Annotated in this window: 23 protein-coding genes; 11 read left to right on the forward strand and 12 right to left on the reverse strand. The window is 67.5% G+C overall.

Going from position 1 to position 24132, the window contains the following annotated elements:
• Positions 1–47: 47 nt before the first annotated feature.
• Positions 48–884 (forward strand): enoyl-CoA hydratase/isomerase family protein, encoded by an 837-nt coding sequence (locus NDB2M1_RS07980; RefSeq protein ID WP_072381174.1) that lies wholly within the window; start codon positions 48–50, stop codon positions 882–884.
• Between the two features lies 1 nt (position 885).
• Here NDB2M1_RS07980 and NDB2M1_RS07985 read toward each other — a convergent pair whose 3' ends face one another.
• On the reverse strand, positions 886–2064 hold the full coding sequence (locus NDB2M1_RS07985) for a dipeptidase (RefSeq protein WP_072381177.1): 1179 nt from the start codon (positions 2062–2064) through the stop codon (positions 886–888).
• A 93-nt stretch (positions 2065–2157) separates the two neighbouring features.
• Between NDB2M1_RS07985 and NDB2M1_RS07990 the strand changes: the two genes are divergently transcribed.
• From NDB2M1_RS07990 to NDB2M1_RS08000, 3 genes are all read left to right on the forward strand, one after another.
• Complete coding sequence (locus tag NDB2M1_RS07990) at positions 2158–2769, forward strand: TetR/AcrR family transcriptional regulator (protein WP_054120339.1); 612 nt, start codon at positions 2158–2160, stop codon at positions 2767–2769.
• 76 nt (positions 2770–2845) lie between these two features.
• Positions 2846–5137, forward strand: coding sequence for a DNA topoisomerase IV subunit A (parC, locus tag NDB2M1_RS07995; RefSeq protein ID WP_072381709.1), 2292 nt, complete (start codon positions 2846–2848; stop codon positions 5135–5137).
• A complete protein-coding gene (locus tag NDB2M1_RS08000; protein ID WP_054120338.1) occupies positions 5134–5901 on the forward strand; it encodes an SDR family NAD(P)-dependent oxidoreductase in 768 nt (255 codons plus the stop codon). The genes parC and NDB2M1_RS08000 overlap by 4 nt, the downstream gene beginning before the upstream one ends.
• Before the next feature lie 119 nt (positions 5902–6020).
• Here the strand turns inward: NDB2M1_RS08000 and NDB2M1_RS08005 are convergent, their stop codons facing one another.
• Complete coding sequence (locus tag NDB2M1_RS08005; RefSeq protein WP_072381179.1) at positions 6021–8093, reverse strand: protein-disulfide reductase DsbD family protein; 2073 nt, start codon at positions 8091–8093, stop codon at positions 6021–6023.
• Positions 8094–8266: 173 nt separating this feature from the next.
• On the opposite strand from NDB2M1_RS08005, the gene NDB2M1_RS08010 reads away from it, so the two are divergent.
• Positions 8267–9961 carry an alkaline phosphatase family protein gene (locus NDB2M1_RS08010; protein ID WP_072381181.1) on the forward strand — a complete coding sequence of 565 codons (1695 nt, stop codon included), beginning with the start codon at positions 8267–8269 and terminating at the stop codon, positions 9959–9961.
• Entirely contained in the window at positions 9958–11181 is a 1224-nt protein-coding gene (locus NDB2M1_RS08015; protein WP_072381184.1) for a UbiH/UbiF/VisC/COQ6 family ubiquinone biosynthesis hydroxylase, read from the forward strand. Before NDB2M1_RS08010 ends, NDB2M1_RS08015 begins: the two co-directional genes overlap by 4 nt.
• On the opposite strand, the gene NDB2M1_RS08020 is transcribed toward NDB2M1_RS08015, so the two are convergent.
• From NDB2M1_RS08020 to hemC, 3 genes are read right to left on the reverse strand one after another with little or no spacing between them, the layout of a single operon-like run.
• On the reverse strand, positions 11178–12065 hold the full coding sequence (locus NDB2M1_RS08020; protein ID WP_143146677.1) for a hypothetical protein: 888 nt from the start codon (positions 12063–12065) through the stop codon (positions 11178–11180). The genes NDB2M1_RS08015 and NDB2M1_RS08020 overlap by 4 nt on opposite strands.
• A 26-nt stretch (positions 12066–12091) precedes the next feature.
• Positions 12092–12784, reverse strand: coding sequence for a uroporphyrinogen-III synthase (locus NDB2M1_RS08025; protein ID WP_072381188.1), 693 nt, complete (start codon positions 12782–12784; stop codon positions 12092–12094).
• A 10-nt stretch (positions 12785–12794) separates the two neighbouring features.
• Positions 12795–13739, reverse strand: coding sequence for a hydroxymethylbilane synthase (gene hemC, locus NDB2M1_RS08030; protein ID WP_072381190.1), 945 nt, complete (start codon positions 13737–13739; stop codon positions 12795–12797).
• Between the two features lie 45 nt (positions 13740–13784).
• Between hemC and tsaD the strand changes: the two genes are divergently transcribed.
• From tsaD to NDB2M1_RS08055, 5 genes are all read left to right on the forward strand, one after another.
• Positions 13785–14834: a tRNA (adenosine(37)-N6)-threonylcarbamoyltransferase complex transferase subunit TsaD gene (gene tsaD / locus NDB2M1_RS08035; protein ID WP_072381192.1), complete on the forward strand. Its 1050-nt coding sequence runs from the start codon at positions 13785–13787 to the stop codon at positions 14832–14834.
• A complete protein-coding gene (locus NDB2M1_RS08040) occupies positions 14831–15838 on the forward strand; it encodes an NAD(P)H-dependent glycerol-3-phosphate dehydrogenase (protein WP_072381194.1) in 1008 nt (335 codons plus the stop codon). Before tsaD ends, NDB2M1_RS08040 begins: the two co-directional genes overlap by 4 nt.
• On the forward strand, positions 15831–17339 hold the full coding sequence (locus NDB2M1_RS08045; RefSeq protein ID WP_072381710.1) for a lipopolysaccharide biosynthesis protein: 1509 nt from the start codon (positions 15831–15833) through the stop codon (positions 17337–17339). The genes NDB2M1_RS08040 and NDB2M1_RS08045 overlap by 8 nt, the downstream gene beginning before the upstream one ends.
• A 102-nt stretch (positions 17340–17441) precedes the next feature.
• A complete protein-coding gene (locus NDB2M1_RS08050) occupies positions 17442–19094 on the forward strand; it encodes a vWA domain-containing protein (protein WP_072381196.1) in 1653 nt (550 codons plus the stop codon).
• A 70-nt stretch (positions 19095–19164) separates the two neighbouring features.
• Positions 19165–19644 carry a hypothetical protein gene (locus NDB2M1_RS08055; protein WP_072381198.1) on the forward strand — a complete coding sequence of 160 codons (480 nt, stop codon included), beginning with the start codon at positions 19165–19167 and terminating at the stop codon, positions 19642–19644.
• Here the strand turns inward: NDB2M1_RS08055 and NDB2M1_RS08060 are convergent.
• From NDB2M1_RS08060 to uvrB, 7 genes are all read right to left on the reverse strand, one after another.
• A complete protein-coding gene (locus NDB2M1_RS08060) occupies positions 19641–20165 on the reverse strand; it encodes a hypothetical protein (RefSeq protein WP_072381200.1) in 525 nt (174 codons plus the stop codon). The genes NDB2M1_RS08055 and NDB2M1_RS08060 overlap by 4 nt on opposite strands.
• Before the next feature lie 2 nt (positions 20166–20167).
• Positions 20168–20587: a type II toxin-antitoxin system VapC family toxin gene (locus tag NDB2M1_RS08065; RefSeq protein WP_072381202.1), complete on the reverse strand. Its 420-nt coding sequence runs from the start codon at positions 20585–20587 to the stop codon at positions 20168–20170.
• Positions 20584–20826, reverse strand: coding sequence for a FitA-like ribbon-helix-helix domain-containing protein (locus NDB2M1_RS08070; protein WP_072381204.1), 243 nt, complete (start codon positions 20824–20826; stop codon positions 20584–20586). The genes NDB2M1_RS08065 and NDB2M1_RS08070 overlap by 4 nt, the downstream gene beginning before the upstream one ends.
• Positions 20827–20910: 84 nt before the next feature.
• On the reverse strand, positions 20911–21135 hold the full coding sequence (locus NDB2M1_RS08075) for a type II toxin-antitoxin system HicB family antitoxin (RefSeq protein WP_072381206.1): 225 nt from the start codon (positions 21133–21135) through the stop codon (positions 20911–20913).
• 18 nt (positions 21136–21153) lie between these two features.
• On the reverse strand, positions 21154–21474 hold the full coding sequence (locus tag NDB2M1_RS08080; protein WP_072381208.1) for a HigA family addiction module antitoxin: 321 nt from the start codon (positions 21472–21474) through the stop codon (positions 21154–21156).
• A complete protein-coding gene (locus NDB2M1_RS08085) occupies positions 21443–21730 on the reverse strand; it encodes a type II toxin-antitoxin system RelE/ParE family toxin (protein WP_072381209.1) in 288 nt (95 codons plus the stop codon). Before NDB2M1_RS08085 ends, NDB2M1_RS08080 begins: the two co-directional genes overlap by 32 nt.
• Positions 21731–21837: 107 nt before the next feature.
• Positions 21838–24027, reverse strand: a complete 2190-nt coding sequence (gene uvrB, locus NDB2M1_RS08090; protein ID WP_072381211.1) for an excinuclease ABC subunit UvrB — start codon at positions 24025–24027, stop codon at positions 21838–21840.
• Between the last annotated feature and the right edge of the window lie 105 nt (positions 24028–24132).

The raw sequence follows: 24132 nt of genomic DNA on the forward strand, positions 1-24132 counted from the left end.
AGGCGGAGCACGCCTATGCTGCCCCCAAAACAAGGGGAGAGCACGTGATGGCCTATGATACCTACAAGCTGCTGCGGGTTGTGCGCGACGGCGCGCTGGTCACCGCCACGGTCGATGCGCCGCCGATCAATGTCATCACGATGGAGCTGTTCCAGGAGCTGGCCGCGCTTGCCATCGAACTGGAGGCCGACCCGACCGCGCTCGTCTTCGTGCTGAAGAGCGCGGACCCCGATTTCTTCCTCGCCCATTTCGACGTGGCGCTGCTCATCGCCATGGCCAATGCACCCGCCGCACCCGGCGGCGAAGTCAACACCTACCACGAGATGTGCGCGCGCTATCAGCGCATGGACAAGGTCACCATCGCACAGATCGAGGGCCGGGTCGGCGGGGGCGGGGCGGAACTGTCGATGAGTTTCGACATGCGCTTCGGCGTGATCGGCAAGACGGTGATCAACCAGATGGAAGTGCCCATCGGCATCCTCCCTGGCGGCACCGGAACGCAGCGCTTGCCGCGCCTCGTCGGCCGGGCGCGGGCCATCGAGATCATCCTCGGTGCGGGCGACCTCGATGCCGAGACGGCCGAGAAGTGGGGTTGGCTCAACCGCGCGCTGCCCGCGGACGCCATTGATGCCCACGTCTCGGCCCTGGCAAAGCGCATCGCCAGCTTCCCGCCCGAGGCCGTGCGGCTCGCCAAGCGCTCGATCGAAACCTCGGCCCTGCCGCTGGACGAAGGCTGCCGGATCGAGGCGGATTTGTTCCAGCAACTGCTGTTCAGCGATACCGCGCGCGCGAAGATGCAGCGCTTCCTCGATCTCGGTGGACAGACCCGCGAAGCCGAACTGCGCGTGGCAGACCTCAGCGCCGAAGTGGCAGGTGGGGGCTGAATCAGGCGGGCAGGGCTGAAAGCAGATAGCGCACGGCATTGCCGCCCATGATCCGCGTCGTCGCAGCCTCGTCATACCCTCGTACAAGCAGGGCCTCGGTGATGAGCGGGAAGTGATTGACCGCAATCGGCAGCGGCAAGGCACAGAAGCCCGAGCCGAGCGCCACGCCTTCGGGGCCGACGACTCGCACGAGATGATCCAGCGCGCGCATCACGGCGTCGGTCTCGGTGCCGCCGACATAGTCCGGCACGAAGCCGAGGCCCACGATACCACCCCTTGCGACCACTTCGCGCAGCAGGCTGTCGGGCAGGCACTTGGGGTCGTCGTGGCAGGACGCACTGCCGGTGTGCGTCACCAGCGGCGGGCGCGCGGCGATGGCGAGGACATCCTCGATGGTGCGCGGCGAGGCGTGGGCAAGGTCCACCACCATGCCCAGTTCGTCCATCATCTTCACCGCGTCCCGCCCCAGCGGCGTGAGGCCGCCAAGCGAATGGCCCGATGAAGAGGCCGCGAAAGGTGTGTCGGTGTAGTGGCACAGTTCGGACATGCGGAAGCCGGCATCGAACAGGCGCTGGAAATTGCGCGGATCGTAGTTTGTCCCATCGGCGCCTTCTAGACCGAGGTAGACGCCGCGCACGTCCTCTCCGCCCGCGCGGCGGTTCAGCAGTTCGCTGAGATCCCCGCTGCGGCGGATCATCCGGATGCGCCCTTGCGAACGCGCGCAGTGACGCTCCAGTTTGCTGCCCAGATAGAGCGCGCGGTCGACCTGCCGGGTGATGGCGCGCGCCGGCCATTGGTCAAACACGCCAAGCGCAGTGAGCCGGTCGCTCTTGTCGGTGAGCCCGCCGCCGATGACCTCGCGCGGAGCCTCGGTCACCACCAGGAAGCCCTGCAGCGCCACACCGCCGTCCGCCATACGCGGAAAGTCGAAATGCCCGAGCGTGCTGCGCCGCAGGAGATCGCGCCGCCAGATCAAGGTATCGGCGTGGATGTCGGCAACCACAAGGCGCTTGTGCAGTTCCTTTGCCAAACCGGAGACTACGGGCGGGTCGGGAAGGGCGCGCGTGCCGAAGAGGTGCTCTGCTGTGAGCAGTTGCGTGCGCACCAGCACGGTCCACAAGATCACAAGGCCGGCGAGCGCCAGTGCGATCCAGCCGCCGAACGAGACCAGTGTTTCCATCACCAGATTTCCCTTTCGCTAGAATCGGAATGAGTTTATCTAAACACCTGTTCACATAATTCGGCGAGTTATGCAAACATGTGTTCAGATAAGGTGTCCGTCCGCGTCCCGGTCCGCCGCAACGGGATCGCCACGCGCGAGAGGATCATCGCGGCGGCGCGCGCCTTGATGGCGCGGTCCGATGTGCCGATGACCCTGCGCGGCATTGCCGCCGAGGCGGGGCTCTCACCGGCGGCGATCTACCAGTTCTTCGCCTCGCAAGAGGATGTCGGCCGCGCGGTGGAAGTCGAAAGCGTGGCCGCGCTCGAAGCCTCGCTGGCGCCCGTGCTGATGGCGCAACTGGCGGCGGCCGATCCCGTGGTGTTTTTCGTACGCCTGCTCGCCGGGGTGATGACGCACCAGTCCGGGCATCCCGAAGCGCTGTGCATGGCCCGGCTCGATCCTGAGCCGGGCCCGCGCGGCGCACTGGCCGAAGCGCTCCGCACGGCGCTCGCCCGGCAGGTCGGCGCCGCGTTCGCCCGCGCCTGGCCGGAGGTGCCCTCCGCGCGGCTTGAGCAGGTCCTCGTCATCGCGCAGAACGCAATGCTCGGCGCGCTGCGCGGCCTGCCTCCGCGCGGTGTGGAAGGCCGGGATGCCTTTCTGGCGGACGTGGCGCAGCTGGTCGGCAGATATGTCGGTGATGCCCTGGCACAGGCGCGGGCGTAACCCCGAAACATCGGGGTAAACCCGGGCTCTCCCCGGTTCCCATGAGGCGGTCCTGCTTGCTATGGCCGTGGCCACCATGACCAAAACCACCGAAGCCGAGCCCGATCCTTTCGACGCCATCGTCGATGCGCCCTTCGACGCCGCGCTGTCGGAGCGTTATCTCGTCTATGCGCTGTCCACGATCACCGCGCGCTCGCTCCCCGATCTGCGCGACGGGCTGAAGCCGGTCCACCGCCGCCTGCTCTGGGCCATGCAGCAGCTGCGGCTCGATCCGACCGGCGCGTTCAAGAAGTCGGCGCGCGTGGTCGGCGACGTCATCGGCAAGTATCACCCGCACGGCGACGCCTCGGTCTATGATGCGATGGTCCGCCTCGCGCAGGATTTCGCGCTGCGCTATCCGCTGGTCGAGGGGCAGGGCAACTTCGGGAACATCGATGGCGATAACGCCGCAGCCTACCGCTACACCGAAGCGCGGCTGACGCGCACGGCGATGCGGCTGATGGCGGGGCTGGAAGAGGGCACCGTCACCTTCCACCCCACCTATAACGGCGAGGAGGAAGAGCCCGAGATCTTCCCCGGCCTGTTTCCCAATCTCCTCGCAAACGGCTCCAGCGGCATCGCGGTCGGCATGGCGACCAATATCCCGAGCCACAACGTGGCAGAGATCGTCGACGCCACGCTGCGGCTGATCGACAATCCGGCGGCAACGCATGACGAGCTGATGGAAGTCTTCCACGGCCCCGATTTTCCGACCGGCGGCCTGGTGGTCGACAGCCGCGCGGCGATCAGCGCGGCCTATGAAAGCGGCAAGGGCGCGATCCGCGTGCGCGGGCGGTTCTCCACCGGGCGGCTGGACGATGGGAACTGGGAAGAGACGGGCATCGAGAAGCTGGGCGGCGGGCAGTGGCAGCTCGTGCTCTCGGAGATTCCCTACCAGGTCCAGAAGGGCAAGCTGATCGAGCAGATCGCGGCACTCATCGCCGACAAGAAACTGCCGATCCTCGAGGATGTGCGCGACGAGAGCGATGCCCAGATCCGCATCGTGCTGGTGCCCAAGAGCCGCAATGTCGATCCCGAGCTTCTCAAGGAATCGCTGTTCCGGCTGACCGATCTCGAAGTGCGGTTCGGGCTCAATCTCAACGTGCTCGATGCGCGGCGGACCCCCGGTGTGCTGGGGCTGAAGCTGCTGCTGCAGGAATGGGTGATCGCGCAGATCGACATCCTGCTGCGCCGCTCGCGCCACCGGCTGGAGAAGATCGCCAACCGGCTGGAGCTCTTGGACGGCTACATCATCGCCTACCTCAATCTCGACCGCGTGATCGAGATCATCCGCACCGAGGACGAGCCCAAGCCGGTGATGATGGCCGAGTTCGGCCTGACCGACCGGCAGGCCGAGGCGATCCTCAACATGCGGCTGCGGTCCTTGCGCAAGCTCGAGGAAATGGAACTGCGCAAGGAGCGCGAGGGGCTGCTGGCCGAACAGGCCGAGCTGCAGGCGCTGCTCGATGATCCCAAGCTCCAGAAGAAGCGCCTCAAGGCCGATCTCAAGGCGCTACGCAAGGAGTATGCGGAGGATACCCCGCTCGGTCGCCGCCGCACCACGCTCGCCGAAGCCGCGCCGACGCGCGAATTCAGCATGGACGCGATGATCGAGAAGGAACCGGTGACGGTGATCCTTTCGGCGCGCGGCTGGATCCGCGCCGCCAAGGGTCACCTCGCGCTCGATGCGGATTTCAAGTTCAAGGAAGGCGATGGCCCCGCCTTCGCGCTCCACTGCCAGACCACCGACAAGCTGCTGTTCGCGGTCGACAACGGGCGGTTCTACACCCTGGGCGCAGACAAGCTGCCCGGCGCGCGCGGCTTTGGCGAGCCGATCCGCACGATGGTCGATATCGATCCCGAGGCGCAGATCGTCGCCGTCATCGTCTACAAACCCAAGGGTCAGCTGCTGCTCGCAGCCAACAGCGGGCGCGGCTTTGCGGCGGAAATGGACGAGCTGCTGGCCGAAACCCGCAAGGGCCGCGGCGTCGTCACCACCAAGCCCGGCGTGAAGCTGGCCGTGGTGCGCGAAATCGCGGCAGAGCACGACCACGTCGCGGTGATCGGCGAGAACCGCAAGCTCGTCATCTTCCCGCTCAGCGAAGTGCCGGTGCTCGCCAAGGGGCAGGGCGTCACACTCCAGCGCTACAAGGATGGCGGCATGGCGGATGCGACCACGCTCACTTTTGCGGATGGTCTTTCGTGGGCGATGGGCGGAGAAAGCGGCCGGACCCGCACCGAGAAGGACCTTCTCCCCTGGAAGGTTGCGCGCGGCGCGGCCGGGCGCATGCCGCCCACCGGCTTTCCCAAGGAGAACCCTTTCGCATGAGTGGTAACAGGTTGGCAGGACGCATCGCGCTGATCACCGGCGCTTCCTCGGGGCTCGGCGAGCATTTCGCCCGGCTCTATGCGGGCGAGGGCGCTGCGGTCGTGATCGGCGCGCGCCGCGTGGACCGGGTTCAGGCGCTGGCGGATTCCATCAACGCAGCCGGCGGCAAGGCCTTGGCTGTCGCGATGGATGTGACCGACGAAGCCTCGATCATCGCCGCCTTCGATGCGGCAGAGGCTGCCATCGGCGTGCCGGACGTCGTGGTCGCCAATGCGGGCATCGTGGTGCCGGGCCGTGCGGTCGATGTTGCGGCGGAAGGCATCCGATCGGTCGTCGATACCAACTTCACCGGCGTCTACCTCACCGCCCGCGAAGGCGCGCGGCGGATGATCAAGGCGGGCTCCAAGCAGAGCGAGAAGGGCCGCGTCATCCTGATCGGCTCGATCACCTCGCACATGACCGCGCAGGGAGATGCCGCCTATGCCGCCACCAAGCTCGCCGTGCAGCACCTCGGCCGCCAGTTTGCGCAGGAATGGGTGCGGCTGGGGATCAGCGTCAACACGATCCAGCCCGGCTACATCAGCACCGAAATCGCGGGCGACTGGTTCGACACCGAAGGCGGCAAGGCCCAGATCGCCAGCTGGCCCCGCCGCCGCCTGACCGATGTGACCGCGCTCGACGAGCCGATGATCTTCTTCGCCAGCGACGCCTCGCGCCAGATCACCGGCGCGCATATCACGGTGGACGACGGGCAGAGCTTGTAAGATCCCCCTTATAACCACCCCAACACCGCTCACCCTGAGCCTGTCGAAGGGTGCTGGCACGACCGTCGCGGCAGATGCTTCGACAAGCTCAGCATGAGCGGTTGGGGGCGATGGAGAAACTAGCCCCCCGGCAGCCCGGCCATGAAATCCGCGCTCAGCACCTGCGGCAGCTTCTGCGGCTCGGCAGCCTTGGCCGGATACCACAGGTATAGCGGCACGCCTGCCGCGCCCTGCGCCGCAAGGAAGCTCGTGATCTTGGGATCGCGCCGCGTCCAGTCGCCCACCAGCACCACCACGCCTGCCTTCTTGAAAGCATCGCGGGTCGTCTCGCGCTCGATGGCGGCGGCTTCGTTGACCTTGCAGGACAAGCACCAGTCGGCGGTGAAATAGGCAAACACCGGCTTGCCCTGCGCCCGCGCCTCGGCCAGCGCGGCCTCGCTGAAAGGCTTGGCATCGAGCAGGCCCGCCTCGACCGTGCCGGGGCCAGCGGCGGCGAGCCTCGGCGTGACGGCGAGTGCCAGCACTGCCAGCACGATCCCGCCGGGAAGCGCAAACTTTGCCGTTGAAAGCCCCCGCCGCTGCGTCCGCCCGATCATCACCAGCAGCGCGACAACCAGAACGCCAAGCGCAATTGCTCCAGCCGCATAGACCGGGCCGCCGAGCCGCCATGCCAGCCAGCACAGCGCCAGCACCGTCAGCCCCATCGGCACGGCCATCGCGCGGCGGAAGCGCTCCATCCATGCGCCGGGCTTCGGCAGCAGACGGCGCAGCGCGGGCACGAAGCCCAGCAGCAGGAACGGCAGCGCGAGGCCGAAGCCCAATGCGGCGAACACCGCCATCGCCGCCCACGCCGGCAGGATCAGCGCCGCGCCCACCGCTGCCGCCATGAACGGCCCGGTGCAGGGCGTCGCCACAAAGGCCGCCAGCAGTCCGGTGCCGAACGCGCCCAGCCAGCCGCCTTTCGCCGTACCTGAACCGCTTTCGAGCGAGAGTCCCGGCAGCTCGTAAAGCCCCGCAAAGTTCGCCGTGATCGCCACCGCCAGCAGCAGCAGCAGCGCCACCACGCCGGGATCCTGCAACTGGAACGCCCAGCCCACTTGCGTACCCGCCGCCCGCAGCGCCAGCATCGCCGCGCCGAGGCCCATGCACGCCAGCATAACGCCCGCAGTATAGGCCACGCCCTCGACATGCGCATTGTGGCTGCCTGCGCGCGCCAGCGCGAGTGCCTTCAGGCTGAGGATCGGGAACACGCAGGGCATCACATTGAGGATCAACCCGCCGACCAGTGCGCCGAGGATCGCGAGAATCAGCGTAGTCGCCGAAAACGGCGCAGGCGCGCTCCCCTTGCCGATCGGCGAACCACCCGTCGGCACCGCACCCGGCGTCGCAGTGAAGGCAATACCCCCCAGCGACTCACCCTTCGCACTCATGCCCAGCGAGAGCACACCATTGATCGACTGCGGGGCTTCCGGCGACGGGAAGCCGGCCCGGGCCAGTTCGATCACCAGCGTATCGCCCACCCGGCTGAACCCCTGCGGTTTGGCGTAGTCCGCGATGCCCTCGCCCGCGATGAAGAAGTGCGGATCGCCAATCGCCGCGCCCGCCGGGAAGGGCACCGCAATGCGCCAGCCTGAGGCGGAAGCGGCGAACGTTCCTTGCCGATCAAGTGGCGCAGGCAGCGCGGCGCGCCAGCCATCGAAACGCGCGTCCGCCGGGCCTTTGCCCACCGTCACCGTTCCTTGCAGCGTGGCGCTTTCGGGCACGCAGATCGCCTCGGTGCAGGCAAGCCAGTTGGCCTTGGCGCTGACGGGAAGGGTGGTGCCCGGCTCTGCATCCTTGGGCACAGTAAACGGCACGAGCACCGCATAGTCATGCTCGTAGACATGGTTCATCAGGCCCTGCACCAGCAGAGTCTGCGGCACCGGGAACTCGAGCGGCCCGGTGCCCGCGCCCACAGGCAGCGTCCATTCGAGTGTGACCGGCAAGCCCGCATCACCCGGATTGGACCAATAGCCGTGCCAGCCCTTGTCCGGCTGCATCAGCACCGCAAGGCTGATCGTCTCGCCGGGCTTCGCGGGGCGTTCGGCCAGCAGCGAGGCGCGGATATGCGGCCCCTGCGCCCACGCGGTGGAGCCGGTGAGTGCCAGCAAGCAAGCCGCCAGCAGGACAAGGAGATTACGCAGAAATGCCATATGCCCTGTCTATCCCACCGGAGACGCTTTGGCCACCTGCCCGCCCGCATGCCTCTGCGGGCAGGCGGCCATCCAAGGCCTCTTGCGCGCGCTTGCTGCCGGGGCCATCACGCAGCGGCCGAGCGCGATGGAGGCGACTCCGGTTCGGCCAAGTACCGAGGAAGGTTACCAATATGGCGCTTCGCACGTTCCGGTCCGTCACTCTGGGAGCGGCCGCGCTCGCTGCCGCATTGGTCTTGCCACAGGCGGGATCGGCCCGCCCTGCCGCCAAGCCCGCACCGGCGCCCGCCGTTCAACCTGCCGCCAGTGCGCCCAAGCTGATCGTCGCAATTTCCATCGACCAGTTCTCCGCCGATCTCTTCGCGCAGTACCGCTCGCACTTCACCGGCGGCCTTGCCCGCCTCACCACCGGCGCGGTGTTCCCGGCGGGCTACCAGAGCCACGCCGCGACCGAGACCTGCCCCGGCCACTCGACGATCCTCACCGGCGTACGCCCCGCGCGCAGCGGGATCATCGCCAACACCTGGATCGACCAGTCCGTCGCCCGCGCCAAGAAGACAGTCTATTGCGCGGAGGACGAGGGCCGTGCGGCGGCAGACCCCAAAGACTATGTCGCCTCGGTCGGCCATCTCCTCGTCCCCACGTTGGGTGAGCGGGTCAAGGCGCTCTGGCCCACCAGCCGCAACGTCGCCGTCTCGGGCAAGGACCGCGCCGCGCTGATGATGGGCGGGCACGTGATCGACAGCGTCTACTGGTGGAAGGGCGCGGGCTTCACCTCGCTCGATGGCCGGCCGCTGACGCCCGCTGCGGTCAATGAAAACAAGGCGCTGGCCGATGTGCTGGCCCAAGGCGCGCCGGAACTCCCGCTGCCCGACTGGTGCAGCGCCAAGTCCCGCGCGGTGACCGCCGGAACCATGACGGTCGGCACTGGCCGCTTCGCGCTGGCGCCGGGCGACAAGAATGCTTTCCGCGCCTCGCCCCGGCTTGACCGCGCGACTGTCGATCTTGCCACCGAGCTCGTAGACGAGAACAAGCTCGGCAAGGGGCCGACTCCCGACGTTCTGTCGATCAGCCTTTCGGTCACCGATTATGTCGGCCACGCCTATGGCACCGAAGGCAGCGAGATGTGCATCCAGCTGCAGCAGCTCGATCTCGCGCTGGGCGATTTCTTCATTGCGCTCGATCAGCGCGGCATCGATTATGCGGTGGTGCTGACCGCCGACCACGGCGGGTTCGACTTGCCCGAACGTCTTGGAGAACAGGCGCTCCCCGCCTCGCATCGCGTGTCCAAGTCGCTCCTCCCCGAAGCGCTCAGCGCAGCCGTGGCGGCAAAGACGGGCCTCGATGCCAAGGGCCTTGTCCTCTCCGATGGAGCTTCCGGCGATCTCTGGCTGCGCCGCGATCTTGCTCCGGCAGACAAGGCCCGCGCGCTGGAAGCGCTGAAGGCCGAACTCCTCGCCAATCCGGACGTCGCCGCCACCTTCACCGCCGAGGAGATCGCCGCCTCGCCCGCGCCCAGCGGCTCGCCGGAAACATGGCCGCTGATCGCGCGCGCCAAGGCCTCGTTCTACAAGCCGCTTTCGGGCGATGTCGTGCTGATGCTGAAGCGCGGTGTGGTGCCGATCCCGACCCCGGGCCCCGGCTATGTCGCCACCCACGGCTCGCCTTGGGACTACGACCGCCGCGTCCCGATCCTGTTCTGGCGCAAGGGCATGACCGGGTTCGAGCAGCCGAGCCCCGTCGAAACGGTGGACATCGCCCCCACGCTTGCGGCACTGATCGGTCTCCCCGTGCCCGCAGGGGCATTTGACGGGCGCTGCCTCGATCTCGATGCAGGCACGGGCGATACCTGCGGAGCAAAGCCTTGAGCGAAGACCTGACCTCGGACATCGTGATCATCGGCGGCGGGCTGGTGGGCATGACGCTCGCCATCGGCCTCGCCAAGGCCGGCATCCCCAGCGTGGTGATCGACAGCTCTGACCCGTCCGCGCAGACGGCCGATGGCTTCGACGGCCGCGCCTCGGCGATTTCGACCGCGAGCTGGAATCTCTACAGTCATCTCGGCCTTGCCGATGCGCTCGAACCGCTGGGCTGCCCGATCGACTCGATCGCGGTGACCGACGGAATGAAGCCCGGCCGCATCGATTTCCAGCCGGAACCGGGCGACGGCTCCCTGGGCCGCATGTTTGCCAACCGCGATCTGCGCATCGCGATGTATGACGCGGCGGCCAAGGAGGACCTCATCACCTTCCTCCCCAATGCCCGCGTGGCGGAGCGCGAGCGGGATGCGCATGGCGTCAGCGTCACACTGGCCGATGGCCGCGTGATCAAGGGCCGCCTCATGGTCGGCGCCGAGGGCCGCGCCTCGCCGACGCGTGACGAGGCGGGCTTCACCCCTGCGCGCTGGAGCTATGGCCACCGCGCGATGATCGTGGGCCTCGCGCATTCGAAGCCGCATAACAACGTCGCGTGGGAAATCTTCTACCCCGCCGGCCCCTTCGCGCTGCTGCCGCTGCTCGATGATGCGGACGGCAACCACCGCTCGGCGCTGGTGTGGACGGTCAGCGAGAAGGATGCCCCCGGCGCGATGGCGCTGCCCGACGGCGCCTTCCGCAGCGCGGTGCAGGAGCGGATGGGCGATGTACTCGGCACTGTCCGCCTGATGGGGCCACGTTCGTCCTGGCCCCTGAACTTCCATCACACCGCGAAGATGGTTTCGGACCGGCTCGCGCTGGTGGGCGATGCCGCGCACGGCATGCATCCGATTGCCGGACAGGGCCTCAATCTGGGCCTGCGTGATGTCGCGGCGCTCGTCGAAGTGCTGACCGAGGGCATGCGTCTCGGCCTTGATCCGGGCGATGCGCAAGTCCTCGCGCGCTACGAGCGCTGGCGCGCTACCGATACTTTCATGGTCTCGGCGGCGACCGACGTGCTCACGCGGCTGTTCGGCGTGCCGGGGCGCATTCCCTCGGCGATCCGGCGGCTAGGCATGGCGGGCGTGCAGCGCCTGCCCGCGCTCAAACGCTTCTTCATGGACGAAGCGCGCGGCATGAGCGGAACCCTGCCCAGCCTGCTGCAGCCGGCCTAGACGGCGGGATCGCTCGGCTCGGGTGCTGCTTCTGGTGTAGCAACTGCCGCCGCAGGCTTGGCCACCGGCGGCGTCGGCGGGAACGAGAGCGCGGCTGTTTCCAGCTGATCCAGCGCGCGTTCGGCGGCGACGAAATCGCGGGCGCGGGCGAGCCATTCGGTGGCGGCGTCCTTGCCCGGCATGCGTTCGACTTCGGCGATGGCGACGTCGATGCGGCCCCCGGCCAGCGCTTCCCGCACCCGTGCAGCGCGGCTTTCGGCGGTGGGGGAGGGGGTGTCGGCGTGGCGGATGACGAAAAGCTCGCTCATCTGCCGGGTCATCCATTCCCACGTGCCTTCGCTGGCCGCGCCGCCGATCAGCTGGGGGCTCAATTTCTCGAAGGTCTCATTCAGCAGCGCCAGCGTATTGGGCTTCTGGGCGGCGGCAATCACGCGGTCTACCGCAGCCTGCTGGGTGTTGCCGAAGCGCACGCGCAGCTGGGCCTCGAGGTATCCCAGCGGCTGGCCGCGTTCGATGGCGCGGCGGGCGGCGAAGGCGACGAGCAGCGCTTCGGCCTGGCTCGCCTGCCCGGCGGCGGCGACCGCCTGCTGGTTGAGCTCGGCAAGGCGTTGTTCGAGAGCGGAAACCTTGGCAGCGGCGGCGGTGAGTGCGGCATCAGTCGCGGCAAGATTGGCGGTTGTTTGCGCCGCAGCCTGCGACATCGAGGCGGAGGGCGAGGGAACCGGACTCGCGGGCAGGCCCGAGACGTGCACTTCCAGCCAGCCGGTTTTCCAGCCGTACCACGCGCCGGCCATCAGCACCGCAAGCATGAAAAGGACAACGAGCACCACACGCCCGCGTCCCGAACGGGAGCGCTGCATGGCGAGGGGCGAGCCAAAGGTCATGTCCTGCATAGGATCATTTTTTGTTGTCAGTGTCCTTCTGGTGACACTTTGTCGCACATTTGAACGGCGAGTGCCAGCACTGCTTGATCGCTGCGTGTCTGTGCAATTTCAATATGTTGCCAACCTTCACCCGCCATTAACCCGATTCGCGATGCGAGGCAGGCGAGGCTGACGCCCGCGCGCCCGACGCCAAGGCGCGCCGATTCTGCGGCGAAATGGGCGGCGGCCTCGCCGGAGTGGAGCAGCACGAGCGCTGGTTTCAGGAGCATTTCAGCGAGGGCGGGCGGCATCGGCAGACCGGCGGCGGCGTAGACCACGATGTCATCCACCTCCACGCCGTCCGGCATCGCGAGCGGCACACGCTTTTCGCCCGCAAGGCGCAGGTAGCGCCCCGGTGGCAGCGCCGAGACCATCGGCTGCAGGCCACCTTCGCCAATCCGTTCCACACGAAAACCTGCAGCACCCGCCGCTTCGGCCGTGACCGGGCCGACAGCATGGACGGGCAAACCCGTCAGCCGCGCCAGCCCTTCACCGCCAAGCCGGAACACATTCGCGCTGCCTGCCAGCAAGGCGCGGTAAGGCGCAGGATCGGGCGCGGTCCACGGCGCTGGGGCCATATCGAACAGCGGGAAGGCGTGTGCTTCAAGGCCCAGCTCGCGTGCAGCGGCAACCGTCGCGGCGTTTCCCGGTTCCGGGCGGATGACGATGACCGGGCGCATCCCGGCGGCCTCAGCTGCCGGTGAAGTGGCGGCGGATCGCCTCGGGCGCGCTGCTCAGGAGTGCGTGTGCCAGCGCGGCGGGGGCTTGGGTATCGCTCGCCGGGAAGGTGGTGCTGGCTTCGACACGCTCCGCGCCATCGGGGCTGAACAGCGCCGCGCGCAGGGTCAGCGTGTCGCCCTCCGCCGTGGTCAGCAGCGCAATCGGGCTGTGGCAGGTGCCACCCAGCCCGCGCAGCAGGCCGCGCTCGGCATCGATCGCGGCGTGGCTCGGCTTGTGGTCGATGGCGCTCAGCAGCGCGACAATGTTGGTGCGCGCGGCGAGGCATTCGACCCCGATGGCACCCTGCGCCGGCGCGGGAAGCCAGGTTTCGGGGTCGAGCGGGCTGCCCACACTTGTCTCGCCCAGCCGGTTGAGGCCAGCTGCGGCCAGCAGCGTCACATCCGCCTCGCCCGCCTCCAGTTTGCCGAGCCGGGTCGCGACATTGCCGCGGAAGCCGACGACAGTGACATCGGGCCTTGCATGCAGCATCTGCGCCGCGCGGCGCGGGGCGCTGGTGCCGACGCGGGCGCCTGCGGGAATGGCCGCGACGCTCTCCGCGCCGACAAGCACGTCGCGCACATCCTCACGCGGGAGGACAGCGGCAATCACCAGCGTCTCCGGCCGCTCGGTCTCGACATCCTTCATCGAGTGGACCGCGAAATCGATGCTGCCATCCGCGAGCCAGGCATCGAGTTCCTTGGTCCACAGCGCCTTGCCGCCGATTTCCGCCAGCGGCCGGTCGAGCACCTGATCGCCGCTCGCCACCACGGTCACGAGTTCGACGAAACTCGCGTCCCAACCATGCGCGGCGCACAATCTGCGTCGGGTTTCCTCGGCCTGCGCGACCGCGAGAGGGGAGCGGCGCGTGCCCAGCTTGAGCGGGTTGGCGGCGGACGGTGTTACGGGCGTAGTCATGCGTCACTTGCCGTAACCGGGAATGTCTCTAAGGGAAAGTGTCCCATGGCCTTGATCCTCGGCATCGAATCCTCTTGCGACGAAACCGCCGTCGCCGTGATCGACGGGGCGGGCACGACGCTCGCCGCGCGCATCGTCGCGCAGCGCGTCGCCTCGCAGGATGAGGAACACCGCCCCTATGGCGGCGTTGTCCCGGAAATCGCCGCGCGCGCCCATGCCGAAACTCTCGCGCCGATGGTCGGCGCGGTGCTGGAGGAGGCAGGGCTCACGCTGGAGCAGATGGACGCGATTGCCGCCACCGCCGGGCCGGGCCTGATCGGTGGGGTGATGGTCGGCCTTGTCACCGCCAAGGCGCTGGCGATGGCCGCGGACAAGCCCCTGCTCGCGGTCAACCACCTTGAAGGCCACGCGCTGTCCGCCCGGCTGGCAGAGCCGGGGCTGGAATTTCCCTATCTGCTGCTGCTCGCCTCGGGCGGGCATTGCCAGATCCTCGAAGTACGCGGCCTTGGCCGGTATCGCCGCCTCGCGACCACCATCGACGATGCCTTGGGCGAGGCGTTCGACAAGACGGCGAAGATCCTCGGCCTTGGTTTTCCGGGCGGTCCTGCCGTCGAGCGACTGGCGCGCGAGGGCGATGCCAAGGCGGTCCCGCTGCCGCGTCCCTTGCTGGGCAGCGCGGAGCCCCATTTCTCGTTCGCTGGTCTCAAGAGCGCGGTGATGCGCGCGCGCGATGTGGGGCTGCACAAGCCGGAAGACATCGCCGCCTCTTTCCAGCAAGCCGCGATCGATTGCGTGATCGACCGGACGCGGCGGGCCATGGCGGCGGCTGGTCCGGTGACCGCGCTGGTGGTCGCGGGCGGAGTCGCGGCTAACGCAAGCCTGCGCGGCGCGCTGATAGCCCTCGCCGAGGAAGCCGGCCTGCCGCTCGTCGCGCCGCCGCCCAAGCTGTGCACCGACAATGCCGCGATGATTGGCTGGGCCGGGGCCGAACGCTTTGCCGCAGGCCTCACCGATCCGCTCGATACCGTGGCCCGCCCGCGTTGGCCGCTCGATCCCGATGCCGAGCCGGTGCGCGGCGCGGGGGTCAAGGCATGAGCGCGGCGGTTGGAGTCGTTGGCGGCGGCGCGTGGGGCACCGCGCTCGCGCAGATGCTCGCGAGTGATGGCCGCAACGTGCTGCTCTGGGCGCGCGAGGCCGATGTGGTGGAGGCGGTGAACGCCGGGCACCGCAACCCGCGCTTCCTGCCCGGCGCTGCGCTGCATCCCACGATCCGCGCAACCGGCGCGCTGTCCGATCTCGCCGCGCTGCCGGTGCTGCTGATGGTAACGCCGGCGCAGCATCTCGGCGCTGTACTGAGCCAACTCGCGCCGCAGGGCTCCGACGTCGTGCTCTGCGCCAAGGGTATCGAGCAGGGCTCGGGCAGCCTGATGAGCGAGGTCGCCGCCGCGGCTGCGCCCGGCGCGGCGCTGGCCGTCCTTTCCGGCCCGACCTTTGCGCATGAAGTGGCGAACGGGCTGCCCACCGCCGTCACACTTGCCTGCGCAGGCGGCGAAGCGCAGTGGGCGCGGCTTTCGCCCGTCATCGCGCGGCCCGCCTTCCGGCCCTACTATTCGGCGGACGTCATCGGCGCCTCCATCGGCGGCGCAGTCAAGAATGTGCTCGCGATTGCCTGCGGCGTGGTCGAAGGGCTCGGCCTCGGCGCCAATGCCCGCGCCGCGCTGATCAGCCGGGGTTTCGCCGAGATGCAGCGCCTCGGCCTTGCCATGGGTGCCGAGGCCGAGACGCTAAGCGGGCTATCTGGCCTCGGCGATCTCGTTCTGACCTGCTCCTCATCCGAAAGCCGCAACTTCGCGCTCGGCATGGCGCTCGGCCAGCAGGGCGATCGGACCGGCGGCGCGGCAGCCTTGCTGGCCGAACGCAGCACGGTGGCGGAAGGCGCCTTCACCGCGCCGGTGCTGGTGCGCGTGGCGGATGAACACGGCATCGCGATGCCGATTGCCGCAGGTGTCGCCGCGCTGCTCGACGGCACGATCTCGCCGCGCGCCTTGGTGGCGCAGCTGCTCGCCCGCCCGCTCCGTGCGGAGGCGCCGCTTGGCTGAAGCGACCGCCCCCCTGTCCGCCGAACAGCAGGATATCGCCGCGCTGGCCAAGGGCGGACGCACCAATTTCCTCGGCTTCCTGCTGCGGCTTGCCGCGCGCATCCCGTTCCTGTTCATCGCCGGGCGGCTCTACGGCGCGGAGGATCTCGGCCGCTTCGCCTCGGCGACTATCGCGGTCGAGCTCGCCGCACAGCTTGCCACCTTGGGCCAGAAGCGCGGTCTTGCCCAGCAACTCGCCAGCGATGACCGGGATGCGGCAGAAGTGGTGGCCGATGCGCTGCTCCTCTCGGGCTTCGTCTCCGCCGTGCTCGCCGCGCTGCTCTACATCTTCCCCGCGCCTATGTTCCCGAGCGGGCACTTCACCCCGCTGCAGCGTCTGCTGCCGCTGACCGTCCTGCCCATCGCGCTCGGCGATATCGCGCTGGCGGCGCTCGCCTATCGCTTCGATGTCGGCGCCACCGTTCGGGCACGCTCGGTGGTGGAGCCCTGGACGCTGTCCATCGTCGCTGGTCTTGTCTGGCTGGCCGGCATGTGGGTCATCGGTCTGCGCGAAAGCGGGCTGATCCTCGCCTATGTCGCCTCGATCTTCGCCGCGACCTTGACCGCCTTCGTGCCACTGCTCAGGAGCTACGGCGTGCCGCGCCAATGGTCGCCGCGTCCGATCGACCTCCTGCGCCTCGCCGGGAGCAATCTGCCGCTGGCGGGGGCGGACGCGGTCGAATGGGGCACGCGCAAGCTCGACCTGTTCCTGCTCGGCGTGTTCCAGGCCCCCCCGGCGGTCGTGGGCATCTACTACGTCGCGCAGCAAGTCGCGACTTTGCCGCAGAAGCTCAAGACCAGTTTCGAGCCGATCCTCGGCCCTGTCATCACGCGCAATCTGCAGAGCGGAAACTTCCCCGCCGTCGCGCGGCAAGTGTGCCAGGTGGGCTTCTGGATCATCGCGGCACAAGCGGGTGTGGCGCTGGCACTGGGCATTCCCGGCGCGGCGGTGATGGGGCTGGTCGGGCCGAACTTCGTCGCCGGGACGGCCGCGCTCGCCCTCCTCCTCGCCGCCGAAGTCGCCGCCGCGACCGCCGTGGTGAGCGAGGCGGCGCTGATCTACGTCGCGCGCGTCCGCAACCTCTGGATCAGCCTCGGCACCATCGCGCTGCAAGGCGCGCTCACGGTGGGCTTCATGCTGGCGGCACGGCGCGCGGGGCTCGATCCGCTGATGCAGGCGGCCGGCGCGGCGGCGGCGCTGGCGATTGCGCTGGCCTGTGCGTCGCTGGTCAAGGCCTGGCTGCTCGGCAGCATTCTGCACGAACGCATCAGCAACTGGCGCTGGCCGCTGATCTGGGCCGCCGCGCCCGCTGTCGTCGTCGGATTTGCGGCAAAACTGACCCCCGAATGGGTCGAGCTGGCGTTCGGTATTCCCGCCATTCTCGGGGTTTACGGCGCAGTGATCTGGCGGCGCGGGTTCGGGCCGGAAGACCGCATCCTGTTCCGCAAGCAGACACTCTGACTTTCGCTTCGCCGCGCGCGAGGCACGTTCAGTCGCCATTCACGGGTAAAGCCGTGTCCTGCCACCGGGGGCGCCAACGCTTCGATGGGAAGGACCGACCCGATGGCAAAGAGGATGCTTGTGGCCGCGCTGATGAGCGGCACGTTGCTGGCAGGCTGCGCGGCAAAACGGGAGGCCGCACCGGAAGCGGCCACCGACATCATCGTCACCGCGACTCGGCAACAGCCGTCCGACGGCATCGTCTACAACGCGCCGCCTGCGCCACCGCCTCCACCCGCCGCCGCGCCGATGCTGGCGAACAAGGCGGTGAGCGACGGGCGCTATATCCAGGTGCCCTCCGTCATCGTGCCCACCGATCCCGGCCGCGAACGCTATGACGGCAAGGACGTCAGCCCCGTCCATCTCACCCGCGCCGAGCCGGTCTCCACTTTCTCCATCGACGTCGATACCGGCGCCTATGCCAATGCGCGGCGGTTCCTCACGCAGGGCCAGTTGCCGCCGAGGGACGCGGTGCGCACCGAAGAGCTCATCAACTACTTCCGCTACGACTATCCGCTGCCCGAAAGGCGCGAGGCGCCGTTCAGCGTCACGACCGACATGGCGGTGACGCCGTGGAACGCCGAGACCCGCCTGCTGCGCGTCGGCCTGCGCGGCTATGACTTGCCGCGCAGTCAGCGACCACCGGCGAACCTCGTGTTCCTCGTCGACGTTTCGGGCTCGATGCAGGATCCCGACAAGCTACCCCTCGTCAAGACCGCACTGATGGGACTGGCTGAGGAGCTCAAGCCGCAGGACCATGTCTCGATCGTGGTCTATGCCGGCGCGGCGGGGCTGGTCCTTCCGCCGACCAACGACAAGGGCCTGATCCGCGCGGCGCTCGATCAGCTGCAGGCGGGCGGCTCGACCGCAGGCGGGGCCGGGCTCCAGCTGGCCTACGAAGTCGCGCGGCAGAGCTTCATCAAGGACGGGGTGAACCGCATCCTGCTGGCCACCGACGGCGATTTCAACGTGGGCGTCTCGGATACCAAGGCGCTGCTCGAAATGGTCGAAAAGCAGCGCGACACCGGCATCACGCTGACCACGCTGGGCTTCGGCGAAGGCAACTACAACGAAGCGATGATGGAGCAGATCGCCGACCACGGGAACGGCAACTACGCCTACATCGATAGCGCCCTCGAAGCGCGCAAGGTGCTGGCCGAGCAGATGTCGTCCACCCTTTTCACCATCGCGGGCGATGTGAAGATCCAGGTCGAGTTCAACCCCGCCGCCGTCTCGCAGTATCGCCTTGTCGGCTACGAGAACCGGGCGCTGCGCGAGGAGGACTTCAACAACGACAAGGTCGATGCGGGCGAGATCGGCGCGGGCCATCAGGTCACCGCGATCTACGAGATCGTGCCCGCCGGCGCCAGGGGCTGGATCGGCCCGCGCCGCTACGAGGAAGCCCCCGCCACGCCCGGGCCCGCAGGCAGCGAACTCGCTTTCGTGAAACTGCGCTACAAGCTCCCGGGCGAAAAGAGCTCGCGCCTGATCGAGCGACCTGTGCCGAAAAGCCTGATCGCCAGCGCCGCTTCGCCAAGGGGCGACATGGCCTTTGCGGTCGCGGTCGCCGCCTATGGGCAGAAGCTGCGCGGCGATCCGATGCTGGCGAACTACGGCTGGCAGCAGGTCAGCGCGCTGGCCGGAGAACCGCGCGATTTCTCCCGCGCGGAATTCGTGAAGCTGGTTTCGCTGGCGGGATCGCTCGCCCGTCCCTGACAACACCCCTCTTGGCATTCCCCGGCGCGCGTGGGAAAGGCGCGTGTCCGGCGGATGCTGAGGGTTGACGATGATGGAATGGATTCAGGCGAACGCGGTGCTGGTCGGCGCGATTGCACTTGTGCTCGTGCTGGCGCTGGTGTTCCTGCTCCGGCGCGGCAAGGCGCTGCCGCAAAAGCGCGAATACCGCGATGTGCTGTCGGAAGGCGCCGCCCCCGCCGCGCGCAACTCGGCGCTGATCGATGCACCGCCCGCCGCCGCGATTGACCCGCCGCCGGTCTTGGCCGAAGCGCCGCCGCCATCATCTGATGAAGGCGATGACCTGACCCGCATCAAGGGCCTCGGCCCCAAGATCAGCACGGCGCTCCGGGCGCTCGGCGTGACCCGCTATGCGCAAATCGCCGCGTGGACCGAGGAGGATGTCGCCCGCATCGACGCGCAGCTCGGCGCCTTCGCGGGCCGGGCGACGCGCGACAACTGGATCGAACAGGCGGGGCTGCTGGCGGGCGGCGATACGGCGGCCTATGAGGCCAGGTTCGGCAAGCTCTAGCTTTCTGCGCAGCGTTTGATCAGCGCGCCGGGGACGTCGCTGGCAGGCACTTCGATATGCCCGCCGCCGGGCAGTGTTCCGGCAAACTTCGCCTTGAACAGCTTCAGCCGCATATCGTCGGCGGCAATGGCGCCGCGCCAGACGTAGCCGCTCTGGCCGGGCAGCGCGGTCGCATCGACCGGCAGGCGCAGGATATAGCCGCTCCCCTGCAAGGCGAAGAGCGCCGATGCCCCCACCGGCGCGGCGACATTGCGCGTCACCACCAGCGCGCCGTTCCGGCACTCGAGGGCGAGCAACGCGGCCTCCCCCGGATAGCCGAATTTCGCGCTGCCATCAGGCGCCGAGACCCACGCGCCCTTGGCATCCTTGGGCCGTATCGGCATCTGTGCGACGCTGTCCGCCGGCATCGCGACACGCACGGCGTTGAGCGGGCCATCCCCGCCAGTTGGAGTTGCGGCGGATTGCGAGCAAGCGGCAAGGGCAAGAAGCAGGCCTAGGGGCGCGGTGCGCGACTTTGACATTGTTATCCTTCAAGCACCCGAATCTTCGTCCATGTCCCCCGCGCCTTGGTGGCAAAACGCAGATCACAGGTCAAAAGCTCGCAGCTCATTTTCATCGCGAGCGCAAGATAGATGCAATCCTTGAGGGGATGCCCGAGATCGAGCGCGAGCCGGGATGCGGCCATCATGTCTGGCATCCTCGTGGCTTCGATACGTACCACGTCGTGGGCGAGCATTTCTCCGAAACTGGCGAGCCCCGCCTCACTCGCACTGCGATTGGACTTGTCCATGTTCGCCTTGCGGACCAACGCCGCAGCCACTTCGATCACGAAGAGATCGGGCGCGAAGAGGGGCTCCGCGCTGCCGAGCAATCGGTCGGCTTCGTCTGAACTGATTGCGCGGATGAACCATTTGACCGCGACGCTGGCATCGAGAATGATCATTCCTCGTCCCGGATTGCGCGGATCAGCGACACGGCGTCCTCCCCCGGGACAAGCCGGAGAGGATTCCGTTCGCGAATCTCGCGTATCTTGGCCATCAATTCCTCCAGCCGCCGCTTCCGCGCCGCCTCGGCAATCAGCGCGCGCAGCTCCTCGGAAATCGAACGCCCGTTCGCCGCCGCCATCTCGGCCAGCGCGGCATAATCCTTGTCATCGACATTGCGGGCGGTTGCGGTGGCCATCTGCTGATCCTTTTGCGGTCAGAGTGCTAGCAGATTTGGGCGAAATCTGCAAGCAGAGCAGAGGCGCGCTGCTGCCAGTTGCCGTCAACCGGCCGCGTAGATTGCCGAACGATAGCGCGGTTCGGGGATCACGAAATTGCGTTCGCGCGCGGTTTCCAGCCAAAGCGCGATGGCCACCTCTGCCTCGGCAAGTGCCTCTGCAGGTGTCGCGCCATGGGCTGAACAAGGACGCAAATCAGGCACGTCGGCGATCCAGCAATCGTCATCGGGATACCAGAACACGTTGAGGTGATAGCGGTGGTTCCCCATTTACTATCCGCCGCGCGGTCAGGCTGCGCGACGCGCAATCCTGTCAAGCTCATCGCCGTGCTGGCGGCGCTCTTCTTCAAGATCGTAGTCGATTTGCAAACCGAGGAAAAAGCCTTCGGACACCCCGAAGTAGCGGGCCAAACGCAGGTCGACTGCGGCGGTGACTGCTGCGCTTGCGGTCAAGATCGCGGCCAGCTGCTCGGCAGGGATGCCGGTTCCCTGCGCCACATCACTGACCGGAATTTCACTGCCGATCAGGAAGTCCTCGCGCAGGATGTCGCCCGGATGGACATTGTCCAATAGGTCGTCAGCCCCGGTGATAATCTTCGATCCGGACATCGTCCGCGCCTCCGTCGGACCAGGTGAACGTGATCCGCCACCGGTCATTGATCCGTAGACTATATCGCGGAGGGGTAAAGCCTTTCAACTGCTCGAAGCGGTTGCCGGGAGGGATGCGCAGATCGGTGAGGTTTGCGGTTCGATTGATCTGGCGAAGCTTTCGCCGAGCAGTCTGCTGGATATCTGGCGGCAGCTTGCGGCTGCGCTGCCCCTGCCAGATGCGTTCGGTCTCGGGTTCGGCGAATGTGCGGATCATGGCTCACCGTTAGCTTTTTACCGGCGCAAACCGGAAGACTTTCCGAGCTGCACCGCGCTGAACCAGCTTGTCCTACCCGCTCTAGAAAAACCCAAGCAGACGCATCCCTACCGCCCCCACTTGCGCTGCGTCTTCCCGAACCGCGTCTTCCTTGTCCCCGGCTTGCCTTCGTTGCTGCGCCCCACCAGCGGCGCTTTCTTCTCGGCGTCCGGCAGGCCAAGCTCGTCCGCTTCCAGCCGCCGGATCTCGTCGCGCAGGCGGCCGGCTTCCTCGAACTCCAGATCCGCCGCCGCCGCGCGCATCTTCTTTTCGAGCTCTTCGATGTAGGCGCGCAGGTTGTGGCCGACGAGGTTGTTGGCCCCGCCTTCCGCTTCGATCTCCACCAGCACGCCGTCACGGCTCGCCGTGTCGGCCACGATATCGTGGATATCGCGCTTGATCGATTCTGGGGTGATGCCATGGAGTTCGTTGTAGGCGCGCTGCTTCTCGCGCCGCCGGTCCGTCTCGGCAATCGCGCGCTCCATGCTGCCGGTCATGCGGTCGGCATAGAGGATCACCCGGCCATCGACATTGCGCGCGGCGCGGCCGATCGTCTGGATCAGCGAAGTTTCGCTGCGCAGGAAGCCTTCCTTGTCCGCGTCCAGAATGCACACCAGCCCGCACTCGGGGATGTCGAGACCCTCGCGCAGCAGGTTGATGCCGACGAGCACGTCATAGACACCCAGCCTGAGGTCGCGGATCAGCTCGATGCGCTCCAGCGTCTCGACGTCCGAGTGCATGTAGCGCACCTTCAGTCCCGCCTCGTGCATGAACTCGGTGAGGTCTTCGGCCATGCGCTTGGTCAGCGTCGTCACCAGCGTGCGGTAGCCGTTCTGCGCGGTCTTGCGGCATTCGTTGATGCAGTCCTGCACCTGGTCCTCGACCGGGCGGATATCGACCGGCGGGTCGATCAGGCCGGTCGGGCGGATCACCTGCTCGGCAAACACGCCGCCCGATTGCTCCATTTCCCACGTGCCTGGGGTTGCCGAGACAGCAATGGTCTGCGGCCGCATCGCGTCCCACTCGTTGAACCGCAAGGGCCGGTTGTCGATGCAGCTCGGCAGTCGGAAGCCGTATTCGGCCAGCGTGATCTTGCGGCGATGGTCGCCTTTGCTCATCGCGCCGATCTGCGGCACGGTCTGGTGGCTCTCGTCGACGAACAGCAGCGCGTTGTCCGGCAGGTATTCGAACAGCGTCGGCGGCGGCTCGCCCGGCAGGCGCCCCGTCAGGAAGCGCGAGTAGTTCTCGATGCCAGCGCAGCTGCCGGTGGCGTGGATCATCTCGAGATCGAAGTTGGTGCGCTGCTCCAGCCGCTGGGCTTCCAGCAGCTTGCCCTCCGCTTCCAGCTCCTTGAGCCGCTCGGTCAGCTCGAAGCGGATCGCATCCGCCGCCTGTTTCATCGTGGGACCGGGCGTCACGTAGTGCGAATTGGCGTAGACGCGCACCTTGGAGAGCTTTGTCCCCGCCTTGCCGGTCAGCGGATCGAACTCGACGATCTCCTCGATCTCGTCCCCGAAGAACGAGACACGCCAGGCCATGTCCTCGTAGTGCGAGGGGTAGATTTCGAGATTGTCCCCCCGCACGCGGAAATTGCCGCGCTGGAAGGCCGCGTCGTTGCGCTTGTATTGCAGCGCCACCAGCTTGCGGATGATCTCGCGGTTGTCGACGCTCTCGCCCACCTTCAGGTCGAACACCATCGCCGAATAGGTCTCGACCGAGCCGATGCCGTAGAGGCACGAGACCGAGGCGACGATGATGACGTCGTCGCGCTCCAGCAGCGCGCGCGTCGCCGAATGGCGCATCCGGTCGATCGCCTCGTTCACCGAGCTTTCCTTCTCGATGTAGGTGTCCGACCGCGGCACATAGGCCTCGGGCTGGTAGTAGTCGTAGTAGGAGACGAAGTACTCGACCGCGTTTTCCGGGAAGAAGCTCTTCATCTCGCCATAGAGCTGCGCGGCGAGGATCTTGTTCGGCGCGAGGATCAGCGCGGGGCGCTGCAGTTCCTCGATCACCTTGGCCATCGTGAAGGTCTTGCCCGAACCGGTGACGCCCAGCAGCACCTGCGTCGCCTCGCCGTCCCGTGCCGAGGCGACGAGATCGGCGATCGCGGTGGGCTGGTCGCCTGCCGGCTGGTAATCCGAGATCACCTTGAAGGGCTTGCCGCCTTCCGACTTCTCCGGCCGCGCGGGCTTGTGCGGCACGAAATTGGCGGAGGTATCGGGCTCTTCCAGCCCTCTGCGGATCACGAGTTCGGCCATCGCCCAGATATGGGGAACAAACCGCGCACAAGCAAGCCGCAGGCGATGGATAGGCACGAAGGTGCGTTTCCTGTATCGCCGCGCTGCGATAGCGTGAACGTCCAC

Origin of the sequence: Novosphingobium sp. NDB2Meth1, from assembly GCF_900117425.1 — a bacterium.
Lineage (GTDB): Bacteria > Pseudomonadota > Alphaproteobacteria > Sphingomonadales > Sphingomonadaceae > Novosphingobium.

Bases quoted from the DNA above. Each gene is read 5' to 3' on its own strand.
- NDB2M1_RS07980 (WP_072381174.1), top strand. From the start codon at position 48: ATGGCCTATGATACCTACAAGCTGCTGCGGGTTGTGCGCGACGGCGCG.
- NDB2M1_RS07985 (WP_072381177.1), bottom strand. From the start codon at position 2,064: ATGGAAACACTGGTCTCGTTCGGCGGCTGGATCGCACTGGCGCTCGCC.
- parC (WP_072381709.1), top strand. From the start codon at position 2,846: ATGACCAAAACCACCGAAGCCGAGCCCGATCCTTTCGACGCCATCGTC.
- NDB2M1_RS08000 (WP_054120338.1), top strand. From the start codon at position 5,134: ATGAGTGGTAACAGGTTGGCAGGACGCATCGCGCTGATCACCGGCGCT.
- NDB2M1_RS08005 (WP_072381179.1), bottom strand. From the start codon at position 8,093: ATGGCATTTCTGCGTAATCTCCTTGTCCTGCTGGCGGCTTGCTTGCTG.
- NDB2M1_RS08010 (WP_072381181.1), top strand. From the start codon at position 8,267: ATGGCGCTTCGCACGTTCCGGTCCGTCACTCTGGGAGCGGCCGCGCTC.
- NDB2M1_RS08020 (WP_143146677.1), bottom strand. From the start codon at position 12,065: ATGACCTTTGGCTCGCCCCTCGCCATGCAGCGCTCCCGTTCGGGACGC.
- NDB2M1_RS08025 (WP_072381188.1), bottom strand. From the start codon at position 12,784: ATGCGCCCGGTCATCGTCATCCGCCCGGAACCGGGAAACGCCGCGACG.
- hemC (WP_072381190.1), bottom strand. From the start codon at position 13,739: ATGACTACGCCCGTAACACCGTCCGCCGCCAACCCGCTCAAGCTGGGC.
- tsaD (WP_072381192.1), top strand. From the start codon at position 13,785: ATGGCCTTGATCCTCGGCATCGAATCCTCTTGCGACGAAACCGCCGTC.
- NDB2M1_RS08040 (WP_072381194.1), top strand. From the start codon at position 14,831: ATGAGCGCGGCGGTTGGAGTCGTTGGCGGCGGCGCGTGGGGCACCGCG.
- NDB2M1_RS08050 (WP_072381196.1), top strand. From the start codon at position 17,442: ATGGCAAAGAGGATGCTTGTGGCCGCGCTGATGAGCGGCACGTTGCTG.
- NDB2M1_RS08055 (WP_072381198.1), top strand. From the start codon at position 19,165: ATGATGGAATGGATTCAGGCGAACGCGGTGCTGGTCGGCGCGATTGCA.
- NDB2M1_RS08060 (WP_072381200.1), bottom strand. From the start codon at position 20,165: ATGTCAAAGTCGCGCACCGCGCCCCTAGGCCTGCTTCTTGCCCTTGCC.
- NDB2M1_RS08065 (WP_072381202.1), bottom strand. From the start codon at position 20,587: ATGATCATTCTCGATGCCAGCGTCGCGGTCAAATGGTTCATCCGCGCA.
- NDB2M1_RS08070 (WP_072381204.1), bottom strand. From the start codon at position 20,826: ATGGCCACCGCAACCGCCCGCAATGTCGATGACAAGGATTATGCCGCG.
- NDB2M1_RS08075 (WP_072381206.1), bottom strand. From the start codon at position 21,135: ATGGGGAACCACCGCTATCACCTCAACGTGTTCTGGTATCCCGATGAC.
- NDB2M1_RS08080 (WP_072381208.1), bottom strand. From the start codon at position 21,474: ATGTCCGGATCGAAGATTATCACCGGGGCTGACGACCTATTGGACAAT.
- NDB2M1_RS08085 (WP_072381209.1), bottom strand. From the start codon at position 21,730: ATGATCCGCACATTCGCCGAACCCGAGACCGAACGCATCTGGCAGGGG.
- uvrB (WP_072381211.1), bottom strand. From the start codon at position 24,027: ATGGCCGAACTCGTGATCCGCAGAGGGCTGGAAGAGCCCGATACCTCC.